General features: G+C 42.1%; 2 protein-coding genes, 2 tRNA genes and 2 rRNA genes (1 of these 6 cut by a window edge). 4 read left to right on the plus strand and 2 right to left on the minus strand.

The window, feature by feature from the left end:
- Positions 1-24: 24 nt before the first annotated feature.
- Together infC and thrS are read right to left on the minus strand one after the other, a co-directional pair.
- Positions 25-582, minus strand: coding sequence for a translation initiation factor IF-3 (infC, locus tag P178_RS0101260; RefSeq protein ID WP_081819372.1), 558 nt, complete (start codon positions 580-582; stop codon positions 25-27).
- 24 nt (positions 583-606) lie between these two features.
- Positions 607-2,553: a threonine--tRNA ligase gene (gene thrS, locus P178_RS0101265; protein WP_027064532.1), complete on the minus strand. Its 1,947-nt coding sequence runs from the start codon at positions 2,551-2,553 to the stop codon at positions 607-609.
- Between the two features lie 696 nt (positions 2,554-3,249).
- On the opposite strand from thrS, the gene P178_RS0101270 reads away from it, so the two are divergent.
- The 4 genes from P178_RS0101270 to P178_RS0101285 form a co-directional block, all read left to right on the plus strand.
- Positions 3,250-4,774 (plus strand): 16S ribosomal RNA (locus P178_RS0101270).
- Positions 4,775-4,953: 179 nt separating this feature from the next.
- A tRNA-Ile gene (locus tag P178_RS0101275) sits at positions 4,954-5,027 on the plus strand.
- Between the two features lie 158 nt (positions 5,028-5,185).
- Positions 5,186-5,259, plus strand: a tRNA-Ala gene (locus P178_RS0101280).
- Positions 5,260-5,401: 142 nt separating this feature from the next.
- Positions 5,402-6,064: ribosomal RNA gene (locus P178_RS0101285) — 23S ribosomal RNA — on the plus strand (it continues 2,168 nt past the right edge of the window).
- Together the 16S and 23S rRNA genes with 2 tRNA genes alongside form the textbook arrangement of a ribosomal RNA operon.

Below are 6,064 nucleotides of genomic sequence, written 5' to 3' on the forward strand. Positions count from 1 at the left end.
GCAGAGCTAAGCCGAATTATTATTTTACTTTCCTTTAGTCTTAGGGGCAATGAACATGGTCATACGCTTACCTTCTAATTTAGGCATCTGTTCTACCTTTCCTAATTCTTCTAATTCAGAAGCTAGTTTTAATAGTAAAATTTCACCTTGATCTTTATAAACTATAGAACGACCTTTAAAAAATACATACGCTTTTAATTTAGCTCCTTCTTTTAGAAACTTTTCGGCATGCTTCTTTTTAAAGTCATAATCATGATCATCTGTATTAGGACCAAATCTTATTTCCTTTACTACAACCTTGGAAGCTTTCGCTTTCATGGCTTTATCCCTTTTCTTTTGTTCGTATAAAAACTTTTTATACTCCATTATTTTACAAACAGGAGGATCTGCTTTTGGTGAAATTTCCACCAAATCCAAACCTAATTCTACTGCTTTCTCAAGAGCCTGAGGAAAAGGATATACACCTACTTCAACATTGTCACCTACCAACCTAACTTTTGGGGCCGTTATCTTTTCATTGATATTGTGGGGATTCTTATTTTCCCTTCTAGGTTGTGGTCGAAATCTTTTACGTATTGCTATGACTAAATAATTTTAATTAAACTTTTATTCTTTAAACGTCTTTAAGGTACTATTTATTTCTTTGTTGACCAAGTCTGTAAACATAGTTACGTCAATCGCTCCTAAGTCTTCACCTCCGTGTTTACGTACAGAAATCGTGTTTGCGACTTCGTCATTTTCCCCAACGATAAGCATAAATGGTATCTTACTCATTTCTGCTTCTCGTATTTTCTTGCCAATAGTCTCGTTTCTACTATCGATAAGGGCGCGAATTTCGTTATTTTCTAGGGATTTTAAAACTTTTTCAGCATATTTTTCATGTTTTTCGCTAACAGGAAGAATAATAGCTTGTTCAGGGGTTAACCATAATGGGAAATTACCACCAGTATGTTCTAATAATAATGCTATGAAACGTTCCATACTTCCAAAGGGAGCACGGTGAATCATTACTGGTCTATGTAATTCGTTATCACTGCCCTTATAAGTTAAATCAAACCTTTCTGGTAAATTATAATCTACTTGAATTGTACCTAGTTGCCATTGTCTACCTAAGGCATCTTTTACCATGAAATCTAACTTAGGACCATAAAAAGCAGCTTCCCCACTTTCTATAACATAATTTAGCCCTTTTTCCTTGGCGGCATTTATTATGGCCTGTTCTGCTTTTTCCCAGTTTTCAACTGATCCAATGTATTTATCAGGATTGTCTAAATCGCGTACAGATACTTGTGCGGTAAAGTTGTCAAAACCTAATGATCCCAAAACATATAAGGATAGGTCAATAACATTTTTAAACTCTTCGTCAAGTTGATCTGGTGTACAGAAAATATGTGCATCATCTTGAGTGAATCCTCTAACTCTTGTAAGTCCATGGAGTTCTCCACTTTGTTCGTACCTATATACTGTACCGAATTCAGCAAATCTTTTTGGAAGTTCTCTATAGCTAAAAGGCTTTGCATTATAAATTTCACAATGATGAGGGCAGTTCATTGGTTTTAACAAGAACTCCTCATCTTCCTTAGGGGTGTGTATTGGCTGAAAACTATCGGCACCATACTTTTCATAATGTCCAGAAGTAACATAAAGTTCTTTTTGACCAATATGTGGTGTAACTACCATTTCATATCCAGCTTTCTTTTGAGCCTTTTTTAGAAATTGCTCAAGTCGTTCACGTAATGCTGCTCCTTTAGGTAGCCATAAAGGTAAACCTTGACCAACTTTTTGAGAGAAAGTGAATAGTTCTAATTCTTTGCCTAATTTTCTATGATCACGCTTTTTAGCTTCTTCTAAAAGCTCAAGATATTCTGTAAGCTCTTTTTGTTTTGGAAAGGATATACCATATATACGAGTAAGTTGAGGATTGTTTTCGTTTCCTCTCCAATATGCACCGGCAACACTTAAAATTTTGATTGCTTTTACAATGCCTGTATTAGGTATATGTCCACCTCTACACAAATCTGTAAATGTATCGTGATCACAAAACGTTATGGTTCCGTCTTCTAAATTCTCTATCAATTCTACTTTGTACTCGTTTCCTTGCTTTTTATAAAAGGATAAAGCATCAGCTTTTGATACTTCTCTCATTTTATATTCATGCTTGCCTCGAGCTATCTCTATTGCCTTTTTTTCAATGGCAGGAAAGTCTTTATCAGATATGGAGCCATTTGGGAGTTCTATATCATAATAGAATCCGTTATCTATCGCTGGACCTATTGTTAATTTTACTCCAGGATAAAGTTCTTCTATAGCTTGTGCTACAATATGTGAGGTAGAATGCCAAAAAGCAGTTTTGCCTTCCTTATCATTCCAAGTGTATAATACTAAGCTGCCGTCAGTTTCTAATGAGGTGACAGTTTCAACAATGGTATTGTTGAATTTTGCTGAAATTACATTACGGGCTAATCCCTCGCTAATGCTTTTTGCAACCTCCATAGGGGTTGTTCCTTTTTCAAACTCCTTAACCGATCCATCGGGTAGTGTAATTTTAATCATTTGTCTTACATATTATAGGGGTGCAAAGATAATATGAACTATCCACGTCTACAATAGAATGGTGTTATGATTTGCTTTTTGGTTTTGTTGGGGTAGATGTATGTCATGTTGCATAGGGTTGTAGGGGGTTATCCGGTCATATATATGATAGGTCAATAATGGTTCGGTATTGCATCTATAATTAAAAAGCAGTGATGTAATATTATTTCAGAGTTATAAAAACCTGTAAACAAAGGTGTTGAGTGTTGGTGCAAAAAACTTTGTTTATTTTGTTTTAAAAGTAGTTGTGTATTTAGAAATAGTGTGTACATTTGCACCCCGCAAACGAGGAAGATAAGTTCTGAATCGGGGGTCGGAAAGTTCATGTACATGTTGTTTTAGGTTGGCGAAAAAAAGAAAGAATATTTTTTTTCAAAATAAGTTGCCAGGTTAAAAAACAGTTGTATATTTGCAGCCGCTTAGGGAAACACCTAAGGAAAACGAAGCAAGGGAATCGAGAGATTCGATGCCGAGTTGATAGAAGTTCATTGAAATATTGTGGAGATAAGAATCGAGAATAGGTGAGGACCTGTTCGAGAGGAACAAGAATTAAGGAAACATACAATTTAGTATATCGTAAGGTATATATAAGGAATTGAATCGAGAGTCGGGGCCGGGAGAGATTTGGACTTCGTTGGGACGAATATTTACAAAACAACGATGAAGAGTTTGATCCTGGCTCAGGATGAACGCTAGCGGCAGGCCTAACACATGCAAGTCGAGGGGTAACAGGGAGCTTGCTCCGCTGACGACCGGCGCACGGGTGCGCACCGCGTATGGAACCTACCTTGTACAGGGGAATAGCCCAGGGAAACTTGGATTAATGCCCCGTGGTACCATGACCCGGCATCGGGATATGGTTAAAGCCTTCGGGCGGTACAAGATGGCCATGCGTCCCATTAGTTTGTTGGTAAGGTAACGGCTTACCAAGACTACGATGGGTAGGGGCCCTGAGAGGGGGATCCCCCACACTGGTACTGAGACACGGACCAGACTCCTACGGGAGGCAGCAGTGAGGAATATTGGACAATGGAGGAGACTCTGATCCAGCCATGCCGCGTGCAGGAAGAATGCCCTATGGGTAGTAAACTGCTTTTATACGGGAAGAAAAAGAGCTACGTGTAGCTTACTGACGGTACCGTAAGAATAAGGACCGGCTAACTCCGTGCCAGCAGCCGCGGTAATACGGAGGGTCCGAGCGTTATCCGGAATTATTGGGTTTAAAGGGTCCGTAGGCGGGCCGATAAGTCAGGGGTGAAAGTCTGCCGCTCAACGGTAGAACTGCCTTTGATACTGTCGGTCTTGAGTTATAGTGAAGTTGCCGGAATATGTAGTGTAGCGGTGAAATGCATAGATATTACATAGAACACCGATTGCGAAGGCAGGTGACTAACTATATACTGACGCTGATGGACGAAAGCGTGGGGAGCGAACAGGATTAGATACCCTGGTAGTCCACGCCGTAAACGATGGATACTAGCTGTCCGGAACCTTGAGTTCTGGGCGGCCAAGCGAAAGTGATAAGTATCCCACCTGGGGAGTACGTTCGCAAGAATGAAACTCAAAGGAATTGACGGGGGCCCGCACAAGCGGTGGAGCATGTGGTTTAATTCGATGATACGCGAGGAACCTTACCAGGGCTTAAATGCATATTGACAGGTCTAGAGATAGATTTTCCTTCGGGCAATTTGCAAGGTGCTGCATGGTTGTCGTCAGCTCGTGCCGTGAGGTGTCAGGTTAAGTCCTATAACGAGCGCAACCCCTACCGTTAGTTGCCAGCATGTCATGATGGGGACTCTAACGGGACTGCCGGTGCAAACCGTGAGGAAGGTGGGGATGACGTCAAATCATCACGGCCCTTACGTCCTGGGCCACACACGTGCTACAATGGCAGGTACAGAGAGCAGCCATGTCGCAAGGCAGAGCGAATCTATAAAACCTGTCACAGTTCGGATCGGGGTCTGCAACTCGACCCCGTGAAGCTGGAATCGCTAGTAATCGGATATCAGCCATGATCCGGTGAATACGTTCCCGGGCCTTGTACACACCGCCCGTCAAGCCATGGAAGCCGGGAGTGCCTGAAGTCCGTCACCGTAAGGAGCGGCCTAGGGCAAGATCGGTAACTAGGGCTAAGTCGTAACAAGGTAGCCGTACCGGAAGGTGCGGCTGGAACACCTCCTTTCTAGAGATTGTCCTTTAAGGACGGTCCCTGACGAAGTGAAGAATGGAACTACGGTCCCGGTCTTTTGATTTAATAATAGTTTCTTTAGTAAATGTTCCAATAAATGATCTCCATAATTATGATATATAAGTAATTGCTTTTTTTGCGAGGTATTTATACCGAGAGGAAAGAGTAGGGACAGTCCCATAGCTCAGCTGGTTAGAGCGCTACACTGATAATGTAGAGGTCGGCAGTTCGAGTCTGCCTGGGACTACAAACAAGAAAATCGTTTAGCAATAGGCGATACGTTCATTAAGTATTGAAGGAAATTTTAGAAGTTGGTTAAGACCAGTTTACAGTACGCGGTATGCGGTACACAGTACAACAGCATAAAAACTGGTTACTGGTTACTGATCACCGGCAACTTAAAACGGGGGATTAGCTCAGCTGGCTAGAGCGCCTGCCTTGCACGCAGGAGGTCATCGGTTCGACTCCGATATTCTCCACAGCGACGAAAGTCGACAACGTTCATTGACATATTGGAACAGGAGGTAATACATTTTTAATGTATTGCCGACTAAAAAAGAAAGAAACACGAATCTTTATTAAGTAAAGAGTACGAATAAAATAGAATAGATTAAAGATCTGGCGACAAGCTGGAAAAGGGCGTATGGGGAATGCCTAGGCTCTCAGAGGCGAAGAAGGACGTGATAAGCTGCGAAAAGCTACGGGGATCGGCACACACGATATGATCCGTAGATATCCGAATGGGGCAACCCGGCATATTGAAGATATGTCATGGCGTAAGCCAAGCAAACCCGGGGAACTGAAACATCTAAGTACCCGGAGGAGGAGAAAACAAAAGTGATTCCGATAGTAGCGGCGAGCGAAATCGGATTAGTCCAAACCGTACATGTTCCGGCATGTGCGGGGTTGTAGGACCACGACATTCGAGGTGTAATGAACTAGAACGCTTTGGAAATAGCGACCATAGAGGGTGATAGTCCCGTATAGGTAAAGAGCATTTAGATAGTGGTATCCTGAGTAGTGCGGGGCACGTGAAACCCTGTATGAATCCGGCGGGACCATCCGCCAAGACTAAATACTCCTGAGAGACCGATAGTGAACCAGTACCGTGAGGGAAAGGTGAAAAGAACCGTGAATAACGGAGTGAAATAGATCCTGAAACCATACGCTTACAAGCGGTCGGAGCCCATATGGGTGACGGCGTGCCTTTTGCATAATGAGCCTACGAGTTACTTTTACTAGCAAGGTTAAGGACTTCAGGTCCGGAGCCGTAGCGAAAGCGAG

It is taken from the genome of Maribacter sp. Hel_I_7, from assembly GCF_000688315.1.
GTDB classification, from domain to species: domain Bacteria; phylum Bacteroidota; class Bacteroidia; order Flavobacteriales; family Flavobacteriaceae; genus Maribacter; species Maribacter stanieri.